At 58.8% G+C, this 636-nt stretch carries 1 protein-coding gene; it reads right to left on the reverse strand.

Annotated elements, in window-relative coordinates; all coding sequences use genetic code 11:
• The coding region (gene fsa, locus D6024_RS26410) for a fructose-6-phosphate aldolase (RefSeq protein ID WP_121357815.1) at positions 1–636 on the reverse strand (636 nt) is incomplete at both ends.

The raw sequence follows: 636 nt of genomic DNA on the forward strand, positions 1-636 counted from the left end.
TCCTCGATGAATTTGGCAAGACCACTGTCCGTCAGCGGGTGCTTCAAAAGACCCAGGATCGAGTCGAGCGGGCAGGTGCACACATGGGCACCGGCTTCGGCGCACTGGGTGATGTGGTTGGGCGTGCGGATCGAGGCCGCCAGCACCTGGGTGCGGAAACCCTGCAACCGGTAGATGCGGACGATCTGCTCAATGAGCTGCACGCCATCCCAGCCACTGTCGTCGATGCGGCCAATAAACGGTGAGACGTAGGTGGCACCGGCCTTGGCGGCCAGGATGGCCTGGCCGGCCGAGAACACCAGCGTGCAATTGGTTTTGATGCCGTGGTCGGTAAACCACTTGATGGCCTTGATGCCGTCTCCCGTCATCGGCACCTTTACCACGATGTTGGGATGCAGCGCCGCAAGGGCCCTGCCCTCTTCGATGATGCTGTCAAAATCGGTGGATAACACTTCGGCAGAGATGTCCCCGTCCACAATGGAGCAAATGGCCTGGTAGTGCCCGTTGATGGCTTCACTTCCCCTGATGCCCTCTTTGGCCATCAGCGAAGGATTGGTGGTCACACCATCCAGTATGCCCAGCCGGGCCGCTTCACGGATCTGCAAAAGGTTCGCCGTATCAATAAAAAATTTCATG

The sequence above is a fragment of the Flavisolibacter nicotianae genome (assembly GCF_003628535.1).
Taxonomy (GTDB): domain Bacteria; phylum Bacteroidota; class Bacteroidia; order Chitinophagales; family Chitinophagaceae; genus Flavisolibacter; species Flavisolibacter nicotianae.